The sequence below is a fragment of the Hyphomonas sp. genome (genome assembly GCF_036964145.1).
In the GTDB taxonomy this organism is placed as follows: Bacteria; Pseudomonadota; Alphaproteobacteria; order Caulobacterales; family Hyphomonadaceae; genus Hyphomonas.
Map to the genome: position 1 here is coordinate 228,681 of NZ_JBALUC010000003.1, position 21,405 is coordinate 250,085.

The window sequence follows — 21,405 nt, forward strand, 5'->3', positions numbered from 1 at the left end:
GGATGACCCTTCTGCCCACCGCGGATTGGACCCAGCGATGACGACGATTGCTTTCTTCGGACACGATGCGGCAGATGCCGCCGTGCGCCGGCGGGTGAAATCGTTCACCGGCGATGGCATGAATGTGGTGGGCTTCATGATGCATCGTCGCGATGTTTCGCCGGAATGGAAAAATGTGGATCTCGGCATGACCCGGGACGGTGCCTTCATCCAGCGGATCAAGCAGATTTTCGCAGGCGCGCGGAAGGCAGCCGCGCAAAGAGACTTACTGCAGCAAGCTGATGTCATCTATGCGCGGAATCTCGATATGCTGGCGTGTGCCTTTCTGGCAAAGCGTTATACCAGCCTGAAGACGCCGGTTATCTATGAGAGCCTCGATGTGCATCGCCTGCTGACGCGCGGCGATGTTGTGGGCCGGATTTTCCGCGGCCTTGAGCGCTCTCTGCTCAAACGCACCAGGGCCCTCGTCGTCAGCTCGCCGGGTTTCCTTAAGAACCATTTCGAGCGACACTACCAAGGCGATTTTACGGCCTATGTGGTGGAGAACCGTTTGAGTGCGGACAGTGGTTTTGGGCCGCGGCCTAACGCTGCCGATTCGGCAGATGCACCTGCGGATCGCAAGCTCGTCTTGGGCTGGGTCGGTATGCTGCGGTGCCAACGCTCCCTGAACCTGTTATGTGCGCTCGCTGACGCATTCCCGGGCTCGTTGGAAATTCGCCTGCACGGCATTCCCGCCCGCACAGAGATTCCCATTTTCGAACCGGAAATCGACCGGCGTCCCAATATGACCTTCTTCGGAAAATTCCGGTCACCTGAGGACCTGGCAGACATTTATGCGTCATTGGATCTGGTCTGGGCAGGCGACTTCATGGAAGCAGGCTATAATTCGGTATGGCTGTTGCCGAACCGCATTTATGAGGGCGGCTATTACGTGACCCCCTCAATTGCGCCTGCTGGTACCGAAACCGCCGCGTGGATTGAGCGAAACAACTGCGGTTTCGTGATTGCTGAACCTCTGGAGCAATCGCTTCCAGACCTGATAGGGCGCATTTTGAAGGATCGGCGCGACGTGGCCGCATTTTCCGCGCGCCTTGCCAGCTTGCCGGAAGACCTCTTCGTGCAGCCAGCAGGATTCATGCGAAACGTGATCTCCAGCAGCCTTCGCCAAGAGGTTGCGGCATGAACATAGTAAGCCGCATTCCAACGGATCGCGATTCCTCTCTCGTCATGGCAAAGGTCTATGAAGAGCCGAGGAAGATTCCCTATTGGGAGCAGGCGCTAATTTCCCTCTGGTTCCTGAATTCCTTCGTACCGTTGCCGCTTGAGACGCCGCTGCGTTACTTGCTGGTTCTGTGGTTCCTCTGGCTCTTCGCTCTTCATAAGGAGCAGGTCATTCCAATCGTATTAAAGGCGTGGCCACTTTTCCTGCTTCCGGTTTTTGGTCTGATATCCGTCCTCTGGTCGCCTTATATGGGGGCCGCGGTGAGGAGCGGCGCGCTCTATTTGCTGACTCCTCTGGTCGCAGTCATCATCATTACAAGATATGATATTTCGACAATCCTCAGATGCATGTTCTTCGCGGGCGTAATGGCCATCATTGTCTGTGTGCCGTTCTACGATACGATGCCGTATGGTGGGCCATATCCGCAGAAGAACTATTTCGCACAGCAGATGTTGTTTGTGGCGTTGCTCAGCTTGATGATCCTGCTGAACGAGAAGTCCTGGCCGTGGACCCGCGTGTTGGCCGCCTTGATCTTCCCCATCGCCTTGATTTTCATGTTGCGGGCGCCCTCGGCGACGGCCCTGGTCTTTGCGGCGGTCGGTATTGCCGGCCTGTTCGCAGTCAAATTCGTTTGGGTATCCGTCAGCAAGGTGCGCCACCTGAGGTCCATCATCTTCATTCTGGGCGCAAGTGTGATCCTGCTTGTTGCCATGATCGTGCTTAATCAGACCAACCAGACATATCTGACAGACTTTCTGGGGGCGCTCGGCAAGGACACCACCTTTACCGGCCGGACGCATATCTGGTCAGCCGGCCGACTTGCTGCCGAGGAAAACCCTATCATCGGGTTGGGGCTGGAGGGGTTCTGGAACCCCGCTAACGGTGCTGCACAGTCCATCAATGAAATGGACTTCAAACCCTACGGAACGAAATTGACCTTCCATAACGCCTATCTCGAAGTGCGCGTACACCTCGGCTATATCGGGCTTGGCCTCTATTTTCTGCTATGGGCCTGGTGCGGTTATCGCTTGTTCCGCCAGTTCTTTCAGGAGTCTTCCCTAGAAATGTCGGCCCTGCTGATATTTGGCGCGATCGTGTTCATTTCAACGTTCACGGAGTCAATGGCCTGGGCAAGCTTCAACACGCCGCTCAACCTGCTCTATCTCGGCGCACTGGCAACCCTATCGCCCATTCGGAGAACTTATATTGGCAAGGCGCCGGTATATGTGAATTCGAATGCAGGATATGCCTAAGCCTGATCAGCGTGGCTACCCGAAAGAGACAGTGTTGATCAGAGCAGGGCTGTGATGAACAGGATAATACCGGTCCACAGGGATGCGCTCAGTCCGACAATCAGCACAATGCGCAGCCAGACAGGCCATTTGCCGAAATTCTCGATGTCGGCATTGCCGTCACTTTCGTAAGTCCGGACTGTAGTAGGCTCTGTAGCCAGATGCATCATCGATGGATTCCTTGCCAGAGACGAATTTGCTTCGCGCATATTCTGTTTGTGGCGTCCAACTGTTAAAGCCTGCTTAAACGGACAGGTGATTTCTCCCGTAATTATTCACCCAGTTTCGAGGGCGAATCCGGCATCAATGTGGTTGATTTGGGACAGTGTTCCGGCGTTTCCGCAGAGTCCGACCGCCCCGACTGCGAGCATATTCCGGAGCAGAGACAGCGAGCGCCAGAGAACATGTGTCCAGGGAGATGAATCTGTTAAGGTAGTTCTGGATCTGCCACGAGAAAATCCCGACTTTTCCACAGCGGGTGCTTCACAGCGCAATTGGCAGAATTTGCAGCGTGAGGGCACCATCCTTGCAAGGGAGAAAGCCGGACCCTAGCCTATGAGTGCGTTAAGCTTGGATGGGAACATCTGCCATTACTTCTGATCAAACTCCTTCGGGCCGATCGCCGGGCCTCATGAAATCTGCCGGTAAGGCTGCGATTTGGGTGGCGTTTAGCAAATGGCTGGGGCTACTGAGTGGCCTGATTTCACTTATCGTAGTTGCGCGCTTGCTCACACCCGAGGATTTTGGCGTCTATGGTTTCCTATTGGTTGTTCTGGTCATTCCTGAAGTTTTTTCAAGCGACAGCTTGAACGAAGTGCTGATTCAACGAACGGACCTGAAAGCAGAGCACTCCAACTCGGTCTTCCTGTCCTCCCTCGTCTTCGCCACCCTGTTTTTTGGTCTCATCCAACTGGGCGCGCCCTACATTGCGACGCTTTTCGATGTTCCGTCACTGAGTGACTATCTCCGCGCCATGTCGGTGGTGCTGTTCATGGGCGCACTGAGCGCAGTGCCAGCCGCGCTGCTGCAACGGCATATGCGGTTTCGTGAGATCACCATTGTTGACGTGATTGGTTACGTGGTTGGCGCTATTGTCGGAGTTAGCAGTGCGGTTATCTTCCAGAATGCGTGGGCGCTGGTCGCGATGGAAATGTCCCGTCGTTTTGTGAGGATGCTGGCTTTCCTGTATTTTGCCAATTGGTGGCCCTCCTTCCGTACGAATATATACGAGTTCCGATCTCTTCTTCGCTTCAAGCTGGCATCGATCGGACTCAGACTGGTTGCTGCCGGGGATATCAGTATACCGCGTCTTTTCGTGGGGCTGTACCTTGGGCCGGCTGCGCTCGGCATGTTCAACCTTGCGATCAGGATCCAGAACCAGGCCATGCAGGCCTTGGTATCTCCATTCGGTGCAGTGGCATTCCCTGTCGCCTCGAAGACCCAGAATGATCTTCCCACCCTGTATAAAACAATGTCTACCGCGATCTGGCTCGCGGGTTTCATAGCCTATCCGGCATTCATCGGGGCAGCAGCGGCAGCGCCTGTGATTGTTCCAGTCGTGTTGGGGACACAATGGAATGATGCGATTATCGCTATTCAGATATCCATGCTGATGGGCATTCGCTTGCCATCCTCCGCTTTCAATGGCGGAGTGCTCCGGGGGGTCGGAAAGCCCGGACTCCTGCTGAAAGTAAGCGTATTTGCCTTGCTCGTGCTTGTTCTGATGTTGCCCTTTGCCTCCCGGATCAGTCTGGAAGCGGTCATGATTGCCTTGGCCTTCCAGAAATTCCTGGGTTGGCTACTCAGCAGCTGGGCGGTTTATCAGGCCGTGAGATTTCCGATCACACGCCAGATCCTCGCGGGCTCTTCGGTTCTGGTTGCCTCGCTCGCCATGGGCGCCGGTATTTGGTGGGCTTCTGACCATCTTCCCTTAAACTGGTCCGACCCTGCCAAGGTCGTGGCGATCATTGGTCTGGGAGTTGTGTTGTATGTTGGGGGTCTTGTGATGGCGTCTCCTTCAATGGCAAAACGAGGCACTCGATCTTTGATCCTGCTGTTCAGAGGAGATCGGAAGCTGGCGATTGCCAATCTCCGGAATATGCCATGACGACTGATCCGATCTCTGATTATTATTCAGTCTTGAGTTTTGGAGACAAGAAACATGTTCGATGAAAACAAGGTCGCAATTCTCATTCCTCTTTATAATGACGCCCCAAATATCGCGCGCGCCATTCGCAGTGCTGTCGAACAGAAGGTGCCGGACTCCACATCTGTGGAAGTGATCGTTGTGGATGATTGCTCGACTGACAATGGACCGGATATCGCAGAAAATATGGCGGCCACCCTTCCAAATCTGAAGGTGATCCGGCAGGCACAGAACGCTGGCCCATCGGCAGCCCGCAATTGCGCCGTCCAGCAGACGAACGCGGCCTGGTTTACACCGCTCGATAGCGACGACTTCATGACGTCGTCCCGGATCTCCGATCTTCTGACGGAAGCTCGCACGAAGGATCTCGACTGGGTGGCTGACAATCTTCTGATGAGTTCAGAGGATACGCCAGAAGAGGTCGAACGCGTCCTATGGCCCGACAAGCCGGAAGGCGATGTCAGGCTGACAACGGAACTGTTCGTCAACCAGTCATATGCCACGAAAATCGAGCGCTCCGAACTTGGATTCATCAAGCCATTGATCCATCGGCGTTGCTTGGGAGATACTTCGCGGCCTTACCGGGATGAATTGAGGTTCGGTGAAGACTTCGAGCTTTATACACGCTTGCTGATGTCCGGCGCGAAAGCCGATCTGGTTGATGCGAAAGGTTACTACCTCGTGCGCCGAAAAGGGTCGGCTTCTCACTCACAATCGGGTAGAGACCATCAACGCCTTGTCCGGATCAACCGTGAGATGCTGAAATATCCGGGACTGACCCATATGGATAGGCGTGCCATCCTCGGTCATCTGAAATATTCGGAACGCGAATTGGCATGGTGGAAAATGATCGAAGCCGTGCGGGAGAAAAACCCGGTAAAGGCCTTTGGCGCAATGATGGTTTCACCTACCGCCACACTCCATGTCATTGGAAATCTGGCCAGACAACTGGGCGAGCGCGCCAATCGCCGGCGATCCAAGGCCTGAAAATTCCGCACTATCTGCGAGAAGCCATTGTTTTCAAAGGCTTGGTAAATAGAGATTCAACCAAATATCATGTATGGTAAAGGACGTTCCCGAGAGCCTACGTATACGAGAGGTCCAAAGGGCACAGGAATATCTGTGAGAGCGGCGAGCGTCCGCCTGCGACAGGTAGGCCGCGTGATACGGCGTGTGGAAGAGGTGAACAGGTGCCCCATCAAAGGCCAAACCAGACGGGTCGCGAAGAGACGCTGATCGAGACGGCGCGAAAATCCCGTAAGGCCATTTTCATGGTCGGTGGGTTCAGCGTTGCCCTCAACCTGCTAATGTTGGCCGGACCGCTTTACATGCTTCAGGTTTACGACCGCGTTCTGGTTAGCGGGTCCTTGCAGACATTGATCGCCCTGACCGTGCTGATCGCAGTACTATTTTTCGGATATGCCCTGATCGATGCCATCCGGTCATCCATGTTGGTGCATGTGGCTGCGCGGATCGAGCGCGAAATGGCGCCTCTTGTGTTCGATGCCATCCACCGCCGGTCCCTTCGGGATTCTGCCGCAAAGGATGGTCGGGCAATGAAGGACCTGGCAGAATTACGGCAGTTCATCGCCGGTCCCACCGTCAAGGCAGCATTCGATCTGCCGTTGGCACCACTCTATTTCTTAATCCTGTTCCTGATGCACTGGACGCTCGGCGTGTTGGCTTTGCTTGGATCAGCAGTAATTTTCGTCTTGGCCATCTATACTCAGAAGGCGAGCGAGGCAGCGCTACTTACGTCCGGCGAAGTGAGCAATTCAGGCGCTGTTTTTGCTCAGAATGCTTGGCGGAGTTCTGAGTCCGTCCATGCGCTCGGTATGCAAAAAGTTGTGCGGGACCGCTGGGTCACGGCAACCACCGAAGCTGACGCATCGGCCATTCAGGCATCCGACACAATTAACACGGCGGCAGCTACCACGCGGGCCTTCCGCATGTTCTTACAGTCAGCCCTTCTTGGCGCTGGCGCCGTACTCGCCATTGGCGGCGTTGCGACGCCTGGCGTTATCATCGCCGGTTCCATTATCGGGGCACGCGCGATCACGCCGGTGGAACAAATAGTCTCCCAGTGGCGCTCGATTATCCGGGCAAGAGCGGCGCGCAAACGTCTCGTTTCCCTGACGGACGATATTGAATACAAAGCGGCGCCGATGACGCTGCCTGCAATCACTGGCAAGCTATCTGTCGAAAATGTTTTCGCAGCCTTGCCTGGTCAGCAAAAGCCTTTCCTGCAGGCCATTTCGTTCTCGGTCGATCCAGGGGAAATTGTCGGCGTAATTGGTGCCAGCGGATCGGGGAAAACGACATTGGCGCGTGTGCTTACCGGGGTCTGGCCCTACGCTTTGGGCGCAGTTCGACTCGATGGGGCGGAAATCAAGGAATACCAGCCGGATCAGCTGGGACGACAACTCGGCTATCTGCCGCAAGCGGTCGATCTGTTGCCCGGCACTATCAGTGACAACATTGCGCGCCTTCAACCAAATGCAAATTCCGAGAAGATTGTCGCTGCCGCCAGGCGGGCGAATGCGCACGACATGATTCAGTCTTTCGCCGATGGCTACAATACTGAACTGGGCATAGGCGGCGAACGCCTGTCGGCCGGTCAACGCCAACGTATCGGGCTTGCCCGCGCGCTGTTTTCTGATCCAAAGCTGGTGATCTTGGACGAGCCCAATGCAAATCTCGACCATGAAGGCGATGAGGCGTTGAATGACACACTTAAACTGCTCAAGGAGGAACAGGTTGCTGTCGTGATCGTCGGTCATCGCCCAACCACGCTTCGGCATGTCGACAAGATTGTCCTGATGCATGAAGGCAAGGTGCAGGCACTCGGGCCCCGAGATGAAATCCTGTCTAAGGTCCTCCGGACGCAAAAGCGGTCAGCGGCGAGTATCCAGCTGATCGAGAAGGGCAAGACGTCATGACCAGCGGCCCGATTGTCTTTGAAGATCGTGATCGCCTGGCGCTGATCGATCTCGGCTTGCGACGCCTGATGCTGCAAGGGCTTGTGGTCGTTGGCGTTCTGTTTGGTGGCCTGTTCATCTGGTCAGCTGTGGTTCCACTCGAAAGCGCTGTACTGGCGCCCGGTTCGGTGCAGGTGTCCGGCGCCAACAAGACGGTCCAGCATCTCGAAGGCGGCATCGTGAAGGAAATCCTTGTCGAGGACGGTGATGTGGTCGAAGTCGGTCAGCCCTTGATACGGCTGGATACGTCCGGCGTTGCGGCGACTCTTGCCAGTCTTGAAGCACAATTATTCACGCTCGCCGGAGAAGAGGCCAGACTGCTGGCTGAACGGGACGGACGTGCAATTGTTGACCTGACGCCTTCGCTGAAATTCCTCCAAACTCTCAAGGACGGGGAGCGTCGTATCCTGCGTGCGATGACAACTCAGCAAGCAATTCTCGATACGCGGACCCAAGCCCGCGAGACAGACGTCCAGTTGCTCTCTTACAAGATTGACCAGCAAGGGGAGCGTGTTGAAGGCCTCAAGGATCTGATGGAGTCGAATGCCCAGCAAATACTGATCCTGGAAGACGAACTTTCCGGACTGGAGGCGCTGTTCGAGAAAGGACATGCACCCAAGAGCCGAATGCTTGCTCTCAAACGAGAGAAGGAGCGCCTCACCGGTCAGCAGGCTTCCCACAAGGCCGAGATTGCGCAGATTCGTACTGCCATGGCCGAAGGTCGCCTGCAGATATCCCGGCTGGAAACTGACAATCGCGAGTCGGTTCTGACTCAGCTGAAAGAGACTCAATTGGGCATTGAGGACATCATGGAACGTCGCCAGTACGCTGCTGACCAATTGTCCCGGACAGAGATTGTCGCACCCTATGCCGGACAGGTATTCGGCGTAAATGTCCATGCGATCAACGGCGTGATAGGGGCCGGCGCACCCTTGTTGTCTATTGTACCTGGTGACGAGGAATTGGTAATGATCGTCCGGATTTCGCCTAGCGAGATTGACCGTGTGCATACGGGGGATTCCGTCCGTATCCGCTTCCCGTCACTCAATGCGTCCCGTACGCCCGAAGTCAAAGGAACGCTCAAAACAGTGTCAGCCGACGTCCTCGTCGAACAGGATGGAATCGCACCTTATTACCGCGCCGTGGTCGAATTGAGCGAACCAGAAATGGCGCGTGTGGGCACAGAACTGACACCGGGCATGCAGGCCAATGCCATGATCCAGACCGGCCAGCGCACCGCGCTGTCCTATCTGACCAAGCCGCTGGCAGACTTCATGGCCGTCTCCTTCAAGGAAGAATAGGCGCGTTTCATAACGTTTTGGCAACCGTCTGCGTTGACGAAACTGGCCGGTCGGCAGGCTTTCCAGCAGATTGTATCTGCTTGGAGTACTTTCGGCCGAGATCCTGTAGCGGACGCTCAAGATAGTGATAACTCAGCGTTGCCAGCGGAATGGTCACCGCAAGGGTCAGCGCAGCGATAAGCGTCATCATGGCCAAGGCGGAGATGGGGGATGCATTGGCCCCCAGAAACGGCCCGATCAGATCGGCGAATGCGAACAGGATTATGAAGTGCAGAAGGTACAGTCCGTAGGAAATGTCCCCGAGAAAGACAAGCCACTTAGAGGCGAGCCAGCCTTCATTACGACCGTAATATGTGATGGTCACGAGGAAGCTTGCTGCGAGGGACACGACGAGCACCGATGACGGGTCAACATGAATCCAGGGACGGAATATTCTCTGGACAAACATACCAGCGAACAGGGCACATGCAATGAGAAGGTATCGAAACCATTTCGGGAACCGGAAATACAGATTGGCGACAGAGCGGCCATAAGCCGGGATCAGGGCGCCGAGAAAGAATGCGATCAGGTAGACGTTCACATGGCCGATGTGCAGCGGCGCATACATCAGTGCAAGCAGTACTGCGAGCGTAGCGACGATGAGTGCAGGCCGACGCGTCAGCACCACGAACAGGGGCATCAGGAAGGAGGCTATGATCTCTGTTCGGATGGTCCAGGCCGGTGAGTTGAGGCTATTCGAATAGCCTACTGCGTTGAGAACGGTTTCCGGCAGGCCAGGATCGTGGTTGAAATAGCCGTTCATCCAACTCGTAGCTGCCGCCGTTGGGGTGTCAGTAAAAAAGAACCAGTGCATGGCCGCGGCGAAAAGAGTGACCGCGATCAGCAGGGGGTAGAGCCGAAACAGGCGCCGGACATAGTATCCAGCCAGATGCAGTATTCCTTTGCCCTTGGAGCGACGCAGCGACAGTGTGAGCACCGTTCCACTCAGAACGAAGAACAGAACTACCGCGGCGGGACCATTGAAAAATCCGATCAGGCCGTGAACCAACATATGAAAAGGATCTGAAAAATTCAGCTCATGTCGTTGAGGTGTATCCAGGCCGGCCACTTTGAAAAGCAAAAAGGCGTGGTAAATCACAACGAAGGACGCTGCTGTGCCTCTCAGGCTGGCTAGACTGTCCGAAAACGTCACTTGTTCGGGCGTGGAAGGATTTGGAACGATCGGTTGGGATGTCATAACGCAAATCTTTTCAATGTGTTGTCGAGGCCCTGCTTTCGCCGTCCCGCGCAGTTGCGAGGCCTAGATAAACTCGGCATACGGATTGAAACAAGCCGTCATCGAGCCCAAATATGTGGTCGACTCCGATGCCGGATTATCGAGCAATGTGTAGTCCGTCCGCACGATAAAGGCTGTGAGTAGGGCGCGTTCAAATTCAATCTGATGGCTGGAGAGTTTTGGGATGCCGCTGTCAGCAAGGTTCGCGCCGAGACCAATCAGTTCAAATCCCCGCAGTGTTGCGCCCTTGAGGAAGGACGGCGCCGCTTCGGCTTCCCGGAAGTCGCGCACGAAGTTCGCAAATTCGGCCTTGTCCATCGTGAACGAGCCCACAAGGCGCCTCAGCGTGCGCCGAATATGACCTTGATCAGTGGTCAGCAAGATCGTGCCGACACCTGCCGCCGCCGCGATACCAAGTCCACCTAGCATCATGGTGCGGCGTGAGAGTGTAAGTCCGTGCCGGTTCATAGCGTCACCTTCGCATTCAGTCGGTCTGCTGCCCGCAGGCTGAGGGCGGCAACGGTCAGGCTGGGATTACCGGTTCCGCAGGTCGGAAACACCGAGGAACCGACTACCAGGAGATTGCGATATTTGTGGTGGATCAGATCTCCATCCACGACCGAACTCGCTGGATCCGTGCCCATGCGCATCGTGCTCTGCAGGTGGGATTCGGTCCGCCGGATGCGATGGAATACGATCTCTTCGACGGGAAGCGGTGTCAGAATGTCGTCGAGACCGTCAATGGCGGCCTGCAAGCCTTTCTTCGCATATTCCGTTGCGCCCATGAAGTGGACAAGGGGTTCGCCATCTTCACCCAGTTCGACGCGATTGCCGTCTTCCAGCAATTCTTCCACGACGATGGAAATGGGCAATGTCTGCCGCCATTTCGAGCGTTCGGTTCTGAGGCCAAATTTCCAACGGTTCTCGAAATAGATTAGCGCGGCGCCGCGATCGGAGCGGAAGTCACCATCTGCGAAACTGTAATCCAGACCGGTCGTGATTGTAGATCCGTTGAAATTCTCCATGCCATTCAGCAGGATTTCCAGGTCTGCGCCATATGTCTCGTTCAAGCCGACGCCCGTCAGGCCATCGGCCATGCCGGACGCCTGCATGATAGCAGGGCTATGGATCGCATTCGCTCCGAGCACGAACACATCACCGGTTACCGAGTAGGTCTTTCCAGCCGTGTCGAAACTGGCGCTTTTTACCGTATTGCTGGTTGAGTCAAACGCCGTAACCCGGCTGTTCAGGACAACCGTTACGCGCGCATCATCATAGACGTTCATCAGACCGTTCTGAGCGGTGAACTTCGCATCGGCCGGGCAGATCATGCAGCGCAGGGAGGCGCAGCAGGGACCGCGGCCTTCTGTGGCTATTCGTGCCCGAGCGGTTGGTATGATGAAATGTGTGTCGGGCCGCGCCGTCTTCATTGTCTGATCTGGTGTCGAGGGGTGATGAGGTGGCTGTGGGAAAGGTTTTGAACGGGGAGCGACAGTGTTCATGTCCGGATCGCCGGAAACCGACATTATAGTTTCTGCGTCGCAATAATAGGGTTCGAGTTCTTCGTAGCTGAGGGGCCAGTCCTGACCAACACCATATTTCGATTTCAGTTGGAAATCATTCGGAAGAAATCGGGGCGATTGCGCGAACCAGCAATTGGTTCCGCCGCCAAACCCGATGGTGAAGTTCCAGGGCTTGTCACTGTCGGAATGATAGGTGGTGGACCGGTCGATCGGGCTGTTGCGATTTTCGCTGACCTGCCAAGCGTGAGCATTGTAGTCGCCACGCTCGATGACAAGAATTCGGCCGCTCGTCGTCTCCAACAATTTCGACAGGAAGAAACCCGAACCAAAACCGGAGCCGACCACGACATAGTCGAAATGCTGCAAATTGACCGTTTCCGGCTGTGCCAGATTTTTCAGCATGACCCCACCTTGGATCCCCCTTCATGCGACGATGTAGAGCAGGTCTGCAGAGAGACCTGATTGCGCCCGTATTCCATATTCATCTGGCGCTATATTTGCAATTCGCATGCTAGAAGGGATCGTCCCAAAATAGTCAGGTTCAATATCTAGCATTTTTACACGCGCGCGTCTTCCGGAACACGGATGACCCGTGGCAGGGACACCGTGTTGTGAGCGAAAGCAATGAATTGGCGCACTGGAGACACTATTGATGCACAACAAGCTGGCATACGTCGTGGCGCTATCTAACCAAAATCAACCGGTGGAATTATCGATTTCTAGATAGAGATCGGGCAGGGACCTCCCCGTACCGTTTACCCTTCATCTGTCCCGCACTGTGTCACACTGCAACAGCTCCAGAACTCTCCAGGAAAGCGTTCATTTCGAAACATGTCCACAAACGACACGCCCCCCGAGGATGATGACCTCAACAATATCAATACGACTGCGGCTGGTCTGGCTGGGGGAGCTGCCATTACGGGTGTGGCGCAGGGATTCCGGGTCGTGCTCGGTTTTGCGCAGGGGATTATTCTTGCGCGCCTGCTGCTGCCAGCTGACTTTGGCCTCGTCGCCATGGTGGCGCCGGCCGTGGCCTTTGCGGCGATGGTCAAGGAACTTGGTCTGAACCAGGCTACTGTACAGCGTGAGCAGATTTCGCAACAGGTTGTCAGCAATCTGTTCTGGCTCAGTGTGTTGATGAGCACACTGCTGGCCGCGATTATGGCCGCTTGTGCACCCCTTCTGGCAGACTTCTATGGAGAGCCAGAGGTCCAAGCCCTTGCGGTCGCATATGCTGCGACAATTGTCGTATGGGGGCTGCAATCCCAACCGGCCGCGCTGTTGGCTCGAAAGCTCGCCTTCAAAACTATTGCAATGATTGAAGTCGTGTCACTTCTTGCAGGCTTCATCGTTGCGGTAGGGATGGCCTATATAACTCGTAGCTACTGGTCTCTCTTTTATGGGACGATCATCACCGCAGCCGTGTCCACGATTGCCAGTTGGATGGCGAGCAAATTCAAGCCTACAAGACTGGGCCGTGCGGATGGCATGAAGGAAATGATCGGGTTTGGTACGAGTATTGCCGGGTTCGACCTGCTGAACTTTGCGTCAAGGAATGCCGACAACATCCTGATCGCGCGGTTTCATGATGCTGTTGAGCTCGGTCTATATGATCGTGCCTATAAATTGCTGCTCTTCCCGCTTCAGAAAATCACTTATCCGCTGTCCCGGGTCATGGTGCCGTTCCTGTCTCGTAACGTGAACCAGCCGGAGCGTTACAGGCGCGCCTATTTCGTCGCCGTGACCATTATCCTTGTCGCCGCCCAGCCGGGTGTTCTGGTCGGTATCCTCTTCGCAGACGAAATCTTCCTCGTTCTGCTCGGGAAGGAATGGGTGCCAGCAGCACCGGTCTTTATGTGGCTTGGCATCGCGGGCCTTGTGCAGGTCATGACTTCGACAATGGGATGGCTCTTCGTCAGCCAAGGTCGGGGCAAGCACTATTTGATGGTCGGCGCCGTGACCGCAGCGATCTCGATCACATCCTTTGTCGTGGGCCTGCCCAAGGGCGCCGTCGGCGTTGCGGCAGCGTATGCAATTGGGGATCTCGTCTTTAAGACACCCTATGTCTGGTTCATGGCGTCCCGAAACGGGATGGTCCGGTTTGGCGACCTTGTGCGCCTTTTGACGCCGCACCTCGTGGCGCTCGGCATCGCAGGCGCCGCACTCTATTATGCGGGACAGTCATTTCAGCAGATCGGATTTTTGGAAATCTGCCTGCTTCTGGTGCTCTCTTATGGCATATACCTTGCTGTCCTTACCATGTTTAAAGAGAAGGTTTCGGTGGCGCGCGACCTGCTTGAAATGGTCTGGACTGGAATCGTGTCCAAACGGCAGGCTCGGGCGGTGCGAAAGGGAATGCAGGAATGAATTATCGATCTCTCGCAGATATGTATGATGCCATTACGCTCGGTCTGGGCCGGCTGCCGGATGATATCGACCTGATCGTCGGTGTGCCGCGAAGCGGCTTGATCCCCGCCAATTTCCTCGGCCTGCTGCTGAACCTTCCTATCACCGACGTCGAAGGATTACTCGAAGGCCGGGTCATGGCTTCAGGACGTACCCGCCGGGGTGCCGCTATCAACAAGACCTTCGCCGACATGAAGAATGTTCTCGTCATCGATGACAGCGTATTTCATGGCAATTCCATACGCGCCGTAAAGGCACGGCTTGATGCGGAACTTGAGGGGTATAACCTGACATATTGCGCCGTTTTTGGCCCCAAGGCCTCACATCCTGATGTCGACATCGTGCTGGACGCCGTGCCGCAGCCGCGCATCTTCCAGTGGAATTTGTTTCATCATGGTCTGCTCCAGGAATGCTGTATCGACATTGATGGTGTCCTGTGTCTCGACCCGACCGCGGAGCAGAATGATGACGGCGCGCTATACCGGGAATTTGTTCTCAATGCTACGCCGCTGAACCGGCCTACCAAACCGCTCGGTCATCTCGTGACCAGCCGGTTGGAGAAGTATCGTTCGGAAACTGAAGCGTGGCTGGAAAAATGGGGTGTCCAATACGAGTCGCTCAATATGCTCGACCTGCCCGACAAGGAAGCACGACAGAAGGCAAAGGCTCACGGCTCGTTCAAGGCAGAAGTATATCGAAGCAAGAATAGCCTGATGTTCATCGAGAGCGAGCATGATCAGGCGGTGGAAATCGCGCGCCTCTCCGGCAAGCCGGCCTTGTGCATCGAGACACAGCAGATGCATCTGCCTGCAACCGGCGACCTGCGTACGATCCAGCAATCTATCAAGGGTCTGCCGCGACGCATCGTCCTTCAGAAGACTCCCTTGTCGAACAAGCAGTCAATGAAGAATTTTGTTCGATCGATAGTGGGTGACCGGGGATACGCGTTCATGAAGAAGGCATCAGGTAGATTCTGATAGGCGTACTTGGGCCCGTACCGTGATTTCGAAGATATTTGAAGTGAATACGGACTATTACTTATTTCCCCGAAGGTGTGGGTCGTCGTTTAGAATAAAAAAGAGTTTGAGAGGGTCGCTTTTCCATTCCGATAAACTTCCCGGCATGTTAAGCAGACACAATGTATATTTTTGTTTCCAGGTGGAGGAACACACACCGGAAATCTAGTGGGGTGATAATAAAATGGCAGGGCTACGGTGGGCAACACTTGGGCATAGATCCAACCTATCCGACAATGACAATCTATCCCCGATCTTCAAATTCGGGACGATCGGTCTAATCATATTTGCCAGCTTGTTGCTGGTGCCAATCTTCAATTTCATTGCTGACTATTCGTCTGCCTGGCACCCCGAGCGAGCACTCCTCATATATCTTTCAATAGCGGTGGCCTGCACTCTGGCGGGCATCATCAAATATGATGATGTTCCGCAATACCTTCGCATCATCATCAAGGGACTCGCCGTCTTCCTGGGCTTTTACAGCCTGTGGTTGGGCGGAGAATTTTCCAGCGTGAACGACAATGTCCAGAATGGCATTGGGCATTTCATAACAATTGTTCCGTTCATCGTGTTAGCCGCCACGGTCGCTGCAATCTTCCGTCCCTCTTTCGCTTTGCTGCCGCCACTATACTTGTTGATTCACAAGGACCTCACCCGGGTCATGTCAGGAGCACGCGAACTGGGCCGCAATGATTATGCCCCCCTGGTGGAAGTGCTCGTCTTCACGGCGGGCGCCGTCGTGGCGCTCGGTCTGTTTGCCAAGGCAATAGAAATCCTGAAGCGGGAACAGAAGATTCCGGAGCGCTTTCACGCTGGGGTCCAGCAGGGCATTGAAGCTTTGCCGCTGATCATTCTCTGCATGGCGGTCGGAGCTCATCTCGGTAATTATTTCATGTCCGGCATGGCGAAAATTCATCTTGATGGCGGGGCGTTTGCGTGGGTGACCGATAATCCCACGAGTTCACTGATGCTGGCTGGTTATAATGTGGGTGCGGCGCCGGGTGCGTATGCGCCAGGATTGTTCGGTTTTGCCTATGGCATACTTCGCGCCGTTGAGCCCTATCTCAATGTTATCACACTGGCGGCCCAGTGCCTGTGCTTTCTGGCATTCTTGCGCGTTCGAGCGATGCTGGCGTTTACTCTCTTCTTCGACATGATGCACATCGCGATTTTCTTCCTGACCGGCGCATTGTTTGTTCCGTGGATCCTGTTGAACAGTCTCCTTGCCTCGGCTTTCGTCGCCATGAAGATGGACCGCCTGCCTAAGGAAGCCATGATCGCTGGCGTCCTGGTCACGATCATGGGACACACCGTTTTCTATAATGCGCGTCTGGGCTGGTATGACAGCCGTGAGTTGAGGGATTCCTATTTCACGGCCATCACCGAGACGGGCGAAGAGTATCGCGTGCCGAACAGCTTCTTCCGGCAATCCTCTTACCTTATGTATACTCGCAATTTTGGATATCGTGAGCACCGCGCCCCGTCACGCCATGTGCCAACGTCACAATGGGGGCAGATCGGGATTGGGGTCCAGTCGGATGAGATCGCCAATTATGAGATCATGTCTGCCACGAAGACATGTTCTTATCACTCGCCTTATGAAAACGACGTTTCGGTTGTTGATTATGATGGCGAGGCAGCTTCGAACTTCGTCAGTTCTTACCACCAGATGATGCTGGAAAAGAAAAATAAATCGGGCAAGACGCCGTCCTACCACCTATATCCTCACCATCATTATTCCATGCCGGTAAGATACAAGGGTTTTGAGGCGCTGAATATGGAAGACATCGCTGGATATCGCTACAATGTTGAAACAGTCTGTCTCAATTGGCAGGATGGCGCGTTCAAGCGGGATGTCTTGGTCAGCACCAAAACCGACATCATTCCGGTGAAGTAACGGCTGTCAAGATGACTGAAAACGTAATCGTCTATGATGGGGAATGCCCGTTCTGCAGCCAGTATGTTAAGATGCTGCGGATTCGTGAATCCGTGGGGGCGATCCGGCTGATTGACGCTCGGTCTTCTGATGAAATCGCCGGTTTCGCGCGCGGTAAGTTTGATATGGATCAGGGCATGGCAGCCAGGATCAGCGACGAATGGTATTATGGGGATGACTGCGTCCACATTCTGTCGATGATCAGCAGTCCGGTAACCACGTTCAACAAGCTGAACGGTTGGGTCTTCCGCAGTCCGAGGCGCGCCCGCGTAATCTATCCGTTCATGAAAGCTGGGCGCAATCTTGTCTTGCGGGTACTTGGGCGACGCAAGATCGCGCAGTCACTTTCTGAAACATGAGGCCATGGCCTGCAGATAACTAGGCTTGAAGGCGGCTGATCAGCTGGCGAGTTCGGTCGATGCAGTTCTGGCGGAAAATGCGGCTTGGGCGCGGTCGCATGCATCCAGCAGCGTGTCGATCTGATGGTCCTTATTCAGAATATCCCGTTTCGAATAGGCGCGCGTCCGATTTTGCATGGCGGCATAGAAATCCTGATCGTCCCAGAGCTTCCGGACCGCCGCGACCCATTCCTCGATAGGGGCGTCAGGACTGATCAGGATGCCGCCCTCGCCGACCGATTCCGACAATCCCCCAATCTTTGTGGCGACGCACGGGATGCCGGAGAAGTGGGCTTCTGAGGCGATGCGACCCCAAGCTTCCTGCCATTGGCTCGGAATGAGCAATGCCTTGGTGCGTGAATACACCTTGCGCATATCGTTTGTGCGAGGCTTGAGTGTCACGTTCCCACACTTTCTTGCCCAGTCAATATTCTGTTGTCTGACATCATCAGGCAGGGGCCATCCCTCGATGAATTCAAAGGGGATGTCCGGGCAACGCTCTGCAATCTGGAATGCGATGTCGCGCCCCTTTTTAGGGTGGGGATTGATAAAGGACACGACTTCCGGGGCATGATCGCATGTATAGCGTTCAGCCATGAACATGGGCGGGATCGGTACCGCATCGATCCCGTACTTTTCCTTGTAGGCATTGGCCGTAAACTGAGAATTTGCAACATAGATGGTCGATGCCGGAAGATCGGCGGGGCTGGCTTCATATTTGTGAAACTCTACATCGCGGACATAGACCACGAGCGGAATTCCAAATTGGGCGAAGTGCTTGGCTGTCTTGAAGGGCTGTCCAGCCGTCACAATGACGACATCCGGATTTGCTTGTTTCAGCACCGCATTGCCATCTTCCCAGACAAACCATTTCCGGTACACCGGATAGCCGGGCAGCTTGTCGCGGGTGTATTTCATGGGAGTGAGCTTGAGCACGGTCCGCACGAGATAGCCGAGCCGGTCCTTGTGATAAAGACCGGAGAGGACTGACACATTGTGCCCGCGCTGGATGATCTCCAGTGACAGTTCATGTGTGCTGGACTGCGACCCGCCGGCGATTTGTGGGGTATGCGGATGAGCTGTAACAAATAGTAGATTCATGAGAAATCCTGTGCGGAAGTGCCTCTTATTGGCAGATTGGTGCCGTCGCGCGTTCGAGCACGGTTTCCAGCGTATCGAGTTGATGAGCGCGTTGCAGGGCAGGGCGCGCCGCATAATCTCGGGCCGCCTGTACCAATTCCTCGTAATGGGCCTTGTCGGTCCACAACTTCTTGAGCGCGTCAGACCACGTTTCCTCAGGTTCCGACAAATCGATCAGGATGCCGCCAGGACCAACGGATTCAGGCAATCCACCCTGTGCCGACGCAACGACCGGAATACCATTGATGTGGGCTTCGGCTGATATGCGTCCGAAAGCTTCTTCCCATCGGCTCGGTGCAAGAACGATTTTGGCTTCGGCATAGACCTGTTTCATGTCCTGCGTCCGCGCCTGAACCCGGACATTGGGAAGCGTCGACAGCGCGGTGTTCAACTCTTCGAGTTCTTCATTGGACAGGGTCCATGTCATCTGAAAGGTGAAAGGTATTTCGGGGCAGGCGCGCGCGCAATTCAGGGCGATATCCAGGCCTTTGTGCTTGTGGGGGTTCACGAACAGGACCGATTCCCGCCGGGTGTCCGTCTGGTACATTTCGGGCCGGATAAGCGGATAGATGATTTCGGATTGCACGCCGAACGCATCCGCGAATTTCCGGGCGGTGAATTCGGAATTGGCGATAAACTGGCAATCTGAAAATTCCGCCAGATCGCCGCCGAGATCTTCGAATTCTACATTCCGGAGATAGAAGACGAGCGGTACGGTCCGAGCCTTGAATCCCTTGGCCAGTCTCGCCGGAAAACCGGATTGAAGAATGACCACGTCGGGGTTGAAGGCATCCACGACTTCCGACGTCGAGTTGACCGGATGCCAGGCTCGATAGGTCGTGTATCCGCAAACATCGTCGCTGACGACGGTGCCGGGCTTCAGCTTCAGCATGGTGCGATGTCGCAGGCCGAGCCACCCATCGCCGGTCAGGCCAGAGAAGACACGAGCATCGTGCCCGCGGGCTCTTAGCTCAAGGACGAGTTCATGCGTACTCGACTGGGCCCCACCCGCGATCTGCGGGATATACGGGTGTGCACTCGCAATGAGTATTCTCATATCGTGCTCTCGACTGTGGCAGACGAATATATGTGTGCACGATTTACGCCAGAACTTCTGCCGTCAATACGTTTGTAACGGTCTCAGCGAGTTCTTCGGCGATGAGCCCAAATCCTTCCACATTGAAGTGGATTCCGTCATCCATATGTTCGGATACGTCTGTGGTGGTCGCTCCCACATACACATTGTCATACAATGAGGCGATATAGGCTTGCGCATCGCGGATGGCCGACAAGGCGCCTTCTGGGCCGTCCAACCAAGGGCCAAGCTCGGGGAAGTCTCCCAACTCCTGGATAAAGACGGGGATGTCGGCGCCGTAACGGTCCCACAGATATTCGAATACGCTGGTGGTTGCCTCAATCAGAGCATCAACAATGGAAGCATTGTTGGTGCCATCGATCACGCGAGCATCATCTTCGCCTTGGGCCCAGACAATCGCATCCAGATCTTCGCCAACATCCATGGCTGCATCGATTTTGGAAATAGCGTTCCGCAAGGCCGGACCCGGAGAATCTGTGTCCAGATTCCACCAATAGCTGTTGGCGTCGGAGAGTGGATTGGATCCACTGCCGCCCCTGGCGGCATTGATAAGTGTTGTGTCTCCGCTGAGATAGGCTTCAATCGCGTCCTCAAACACGACCGAACCGATATCGCCCGGACTTTCATCATCCGCGTGACGGTAGAAATAACGTTCCGCGTTCGACTGCCCAGTGAAGGCGATATAGTCGAAATCTTCTGGGTTTAAGGTATGGGATATCGGATTGATCTGGTCGTCTTCGATGATCTCGATCCAGTCGATCCGGGCCTTTTCGGCAGAATCGTAAACTGCTTCCACCGAAATCTGATCACCCGTTACGAGCGAGACAGACGCTTCATGAATGTTGAATACGTCATTGTCTGCGTCCGCCGACCAACTCGTCACGACTAGGCCATTCACTTTGATCTGATAGGCGGAGACGCCGTCGCTCTCATCAAGATGGGACAGGCGGACCAGATAGTCGCCATCAGCGCCGGTAAATTGGCCTTCTGCGACACTGGAGGTCGAGCCTTCTTCGGCCCGGATGACCATATCATTGGACGCTGTGGACCGCACTTCGATGATAAACCCTTCAGTCAGAAGCTCTTCCGCTTCCGTGCGGCCAATGCCGATATCTGAAGGCGGAGGCGGCGGAGGCGGCGGCGGCAGGTCGGTCACGGTAATCGTATCGATCCGGGCATACTCCCCGGCATTCTTCGAGCCTTCGATGGTGATGACATCCCCGGTGCTCAGATCGAGTTCGAAGGCATGTGTATCGATGACCCATCCGCTGGAGCCGCCAGTGCCGGTCCATGTCTCGACTTCGATGCCGTTTACATAGACGGTGTATGCGGAAGCCCCGTCATTCTCGTTGAAGTAATTGACCGCCAGTTCGTAGGAGCCATCTGGCCCTGTGAAGGCACCGGCCGCGGTGCCGGTACCGGTCGACTTGATGGTCTGCCCGCCAGAAGCGTTGACATTGTCCTCGATCTGATAGTCGCCGCCCAGGGTCAGGGCTTCCGCTTCAGTGTCGCCAACCGCGATCTCACCCGCAGGGGGAGGTGGCGGCGGTGGCGGAGGCGGTGGTGGAGGTGGTGGAGGAGGTGGCGGGAGCGACGCATCGGTCACGGTAATCGTATCGATCCGGGCATACTCCCCGGCATTCTTCGAGCCTTCGATGGTGATGACATCCCCGGT

The 21,405-nt window shown here is 55.2% G+C and carries 17 protein-coding genes; 10 read left to right on the forward strand and 7 right to left on the reverse strand.

Annotated features, from left to right (window positions below; genetic code table 11):
* Positions 1–37 precede the first annotated feature (37 nt).
* Together V7660_RS10955 and V7660_RS10960 are read left to right on the forward strand one after the other, a co-directional pair.
* Positions 38–1,183 (forward strand): hypothetical protein, encoded by a 1,146-nt coding sequence (locus tag V7660_RS10955; protein ID WP_335603084.1) that lies wholly within the window; start codon positions 38–40, stop codon positions 1,181–1,183.
* On the forward strand, positions 1,180–2,475 hold the full coding sequence (locus V7660_RS10960; RefSeq protein WP_335603085.1) for an O-antigen ligase family protein: 1,296 nt from the start codon (positions 1,180–1,182) through the stop codon (positions 2,473–2,475). Before V7660_RS10955 ends, V7660_RS10960 begins: the two co-directional genes overlap by 4 nt.
* Positions 2,476–2,513: 38 nt before the next feature.
* On the opposite strand, the gene V7660_RS10965 is transcribed toward V7660_RS10960, so the two are convergent.
* The gene (locus tag V7660_RS10965; RefSeq protein WP_335603086.1) at positions 2,514–2,684 is read right to left on the reverse strand and encodes a hypothetical protein; all 171 of its coding nucleotides are present in this window, start codon (positions 2,682–2,684) and stop codon (positions 2,514–2,516) included.
* Between the two features lie 461 nt (positions 2,685–3,145).
* Here V7660_RS10965 and V7660_RS10970 point away from each other — a divergent pair, with 461 nt between their 5' ends.
* From V7660_RS10970 to V7660_RS10985, 4 genes are all read left to right on the forward strand, one after another.
* Complete coding sequence (locus V7660_RS10970) at positions 3,146–4,621, forward strand: oligosaccharide flippase family protein (protein ID WP_335603087.1); 1,476 nt, start codon at positions 3,146–3,148, stop codon at positions 4,619–4,621.
* A gap of 54 nt (positions 4,622–4,675) precedes the next feature.
* Complete coding sequence (locus tag V7660_RS10975; RefSeq protein WP_335603088.1) at positions 4,676–5,647, forward strand: glycosyltransferase family 2 protein; 972 nt, start codon at positions 4,676–4,678, stop codon at positions 5,645–5,647.
* Positions 5,648–5,850: 203 nt separating this feature from the next.
* Positions 5,851–7,599, forward strand: coding sequence for a type I secretion system permease/ATPase (locus tag V7660_RS10980; RefSeq protein ID WP_335603089.1), 1,749 nt, complete (start codon positions 5,851–5,853; stop codon positions 7,597–7,599).
* Positions 7,596–8,939, forward strand: coding sequence for an HlyD family type I secretion periplasmic adaptor subunit (locus V7660_RS10985; RefSeq protein ID WP_335603090.1), 1,344 nt, complete (start codon positions 7,596–7,598; stop codon positions 8,937–8,939). Before V7660_RS10980 ends, V7660_RS10985 begins: the two co-directional genes overlap by 4 nt.
* Positions 8,940–8,946: 7 nt before the next feature.
* On the opposite strand, the gene V7660_RS10990 is transcribed toward V7660_RS10985, so the two are convergent.
* The 3 genes from V7660_RS10990 to V7660_RS11000 all read right to left on the reverse strand — a co-directional run bounded on the left by V7660_RS10990 (position 8,947) and on the right by V7660_RS11000 (position 12,140).
* A complete protein-coding gene (locus V7660_RS10990) occupies positions 8,947–10,176 on the reverse strand; it encodes an acyltransferase family protein (RefSeq protein WP_335603091.1) in 1,230 nt (409 codons plus the stop codon).
* Positions 10,177–10,239: 63 nt separating this feature from the next.
* Positions 10,240–10,683, reverse strand: coding sequence for a hypothetical protein (locus V7660_RS10995; RefSeq protein WP_335603092.1), 444 nt, complete (start codon positions 10,681–10,683; stop codon positions 10,240–10,242).
* Positions 10,680–12,140, reverse strand: a complete 1,461-nt coding sequence (locus tag V7660_RS11000; RefSeq protein ID WP_335603093.1) for a GMC family oxidoreductase — start codon at positions 12,138–12,140, stop codon at positions 10,680–10,682. The genes V7660_RS10995 and V7660_RS11000 overlap by 4 nt, the downstream gene beginning before the upstream one ends.
* 429 nt (positions 12,141–12,569) lie before the next feature.
* Between V7660_RS11000 and V7660_RS11005 the strand changes: the two genes are divergently transcribed.
* The 4 genes from V7660_RS11005 (at position 12,570) to V7660_RS11020 (ending at position 17,455) form a co-directional block, all read left to right on the forward strand.
* On the forward strand, positions 12,570–14,105 hold the full coding sequence (locus V7660_RS11005; protein WP_335603094.1) for a lipopolysaccharide biosynthesis protein: 1,536 nt from the start codon (positions 12,570–12,572) through the stop codon (positions 14,103–14,105).
* Complete coding sequence (locus V7660_RS11010) at positions 14,102–15,121, forward strand: hypothetical protein (RefSeq protein WP_335603095.1); 1,020 nt, start codon at positions 14,102–14,104, stop codon at positions 15,119–15,121. Before V7660_RS11005 ends, V7660_RS11010 begins: the two co-directional genes overlap by 4 nt.
* Before the next feature lie 223 nt (positions 15,122–15,344).
* On the forward strand, positions 15,345–17,057 hold the full coding sequence (locus V7660_RS11015; protein ID WP_335603096.1) for a hypothetical protein: 1,713 nt from the start codon (positions 15,345–15,347) through the stop codon (positions 17,055–17,057).
* Between the two features lie 11 nt (positions 17,058–17,068).
* Positions 17,069–17,455, forward strand: a complete 387-nt coding sequence (locus V7660_RS11020) for a DCC1-like thiol-disulfide oxidoreductase family protein (protein WP_335603097.1) — start codon at positions 17,069–17,071, stop codon at positions 17,453–17,455.
* Positions 17,456–17,494: 39 nt separating this feature from the next.
* Here the strand turns inward: V7660_RS11020 and V7660_RS11025 are convergent, their stop codons facing one another.
* The 3 genes from V7660_RS11025 to V7660_RS11035 form a co-directional block, all read right to left on the reverse strand.
* On the reverse strand, positions 17,495–18,595 hold the full coding sequence (locus tag V7660_RS11025) for a glycosyltransferase (protein ID WP_335603098.1): 1,101 nt from the start codon (positions 18,593–18,595) through the stop codon (positions 17,495–17,497).
* 25 nt (positions 18,596–18,620) lie between these two features.
* Complete coding sequence (locus V7660_RS11030; protein WP_335603099.1) at positions 18,621–19,691, reverse strand: glycosyltransferase; 1,071 nt, start codon at positions 19,689–19,691, stop codon at positions 18,621–18,623.
* 43 nt (positions 19,692–19,734) lie between these two features.
* Positions 19,735–21,405 (reverse strand): hypothetical protein (locus V7660_RS11035; RefSeq protein WP_335603100.1); only part of this gene is annotated, 1,671 nt, incomplete at its 5' end.

What these genes read in the sequence shown, in the direction of transcription:
- V7660_RS10955 (WP_335603084.1), top strand. Translation starts at nt 38, where the DNA reads ATGACGACGATTGCTTTCTTCGGACACGATGCGGCAGATGCCGCCGTG.
- V7660_RS10960 (WP_335603085.1), top strand. Translation starts at nt 1,180, where the DNA reads ATGAACATAGTAAGCCGCATTCCAACGGATCGCGATTCCTCTCTCGTC.
- V7660_RS10965 (WP_335603086.1), bottom strand. Translation starts at nt 2,684, where the DNA reads ATGATGCATCTGGCTACAGAGCCTACTACAGTCCGGACTTACGAAAGT.
- V7660_RS10970 (WP_335603087.1), top strand. Translation starts at nt 3,146, where the DNA reads ATGAAATCTGCCGGTAAGGCTGCGATTTGGGTGGCGTTTAGCAAATGG.
- V7660_RS10975 (WP_335603088.1), top strand. Translation starts at nt 4,676, where the DNA reads ATGTTCGATGAAAACAAGGTCGCAATTCTCATTCCTCTTTATAATGAC.
- V7660_RS10985 (WP_335603090.1), top strand. Translation starts at nt 7,596, where the DNA reads ATGACCAGCGGCCCGATTGTCTTTGAAGATCGTGATCGCCTGGCGCTG.
- V7660_RS10990 (WP_335603091.1), bottom strand. Translation starts at nt 10,176, where the DNA reads ATGACATCCCAACCGATCGTTCCAAATCCTTCCACGCCCGAACAAGTG.
- V7660_RS10995 (WP_335603092.1), bottom strand. Translation starts at nt 10,683, where the DNA reads ATGAACCGGCACGGACTTACACTCTCACGCCGCACCATGATGCTAGGT.
- V7660_RS11000 (WP_335603093.1), bottom strand. Translation starts at nt 12,140, where the DNA reads ATGCTGAAAAATCTGGCACAGCCGGAAACGGTCAATTTGCAGCATTTC.
- V7660_RS11005 (WP_335603094.1), top strand. Translation starts at nt 12,570, where the DNA reads ATGTCCACAAACGACACGCCCCCCGAGGATGATGACCTCAACAATATC.
- V7660_RS11010 (WP_335603095.1), top strand. Translation starts at nt 14,102, where the DNA reads ATGAATTATCGATCTCTCGCAGATATGTATGATGCCATTACGCTCGGT.
- V7660_RS11015 (WP_335603096.1), top strand. Translation starts at nt 15,345, where the DNA reads ATGGCAGGGCTACGGTGGGCAACACTTGGGCATAGATCCAACCTATCC.
- V7660_RS11020 (WP_335603097.1), top strand. Translation starts at nt 17,069, where the DNA reads ATGACTGAAAACGTAATCGTCTATGATGGGGAATGCCCGTTCTGCAGC.
- V7660_RS11025 (WP_335603098.1), bottom strand. Translation starts at nt 18,595, where the DNA reads ATGAATCTACTATTTGTTACAGCTCATCCGCATACCCCACAAATCGCC.
- V7660_RS11030 (WP_335603099.1), bottom strand. Translation starts at nt 19,691, where the DNA reads ATGAGAATACTCATTGCGAGTGCACACCCGTATATCCCGCAGATCGCG.